The sequence below is a fragment of the Mesorhizobium sp. M7A.F.Ca.MR.362.00.0.0 genome (genome assembly GCF_004023175.1).
Lineage (GTDB): Bacteria > Pseudomonadota > Alphaproteobacteria > Rhizobiales > Rhizobiaceae > Mesorhizobium.
Map to the genome: position 1 here is coordinate 3792 of NZ_RZTF01000122.1, position 399 is coordinate 4190.

At 67.7% G+C, this 399-nt stretch carries 1 protein-coding gene; it reads left to right on the top strand.

What is annotated here, in order from left to right:
- Positions 1-399: AIR synthase related protein (locus tag EOC06_RS42685; RefSeq protein ID WP_245469673.1), on the top strand; the 399-nt coding region annotated here is incomplete at both ends.

A 399-nucleotide genomic window follows, 5' to 3' on the forward strand; every position in this document is an offset into this window, starting at 1 on the left:
GGCCCGAGATCATGGGCCAGCTGGTCGGCGCGGTGAAGGGCATCGGCGACGCCTGCCGCGCGCTTGGCTTCCCGATCGTCTCCGGCAATGTCTCGCTCTACAACGAGACCAACGGCCAGGGCATCCTGCCAACCCCGACCATCGGCGGCGTCGGGCTGATCGCCGACTGGTCGAAGATGGTGCGGACCGGCTTTGCGGCCGAGGGCCAGATGATCCTGCTGGTCGGCGCACCGGCGTCCTGGGGAACGCATCTCGGGCAATCGGTCTATATGCGTGACGTACACGGCCGCACGGATGGCCCGCCGCCGCCGGTCGACCTCGATCACGAAAAACGCGTCGGCGACCATGTGCGAGCGCTCATCGCATCCGGCATCGTCACAGCGGCGCATGACGTTTCCG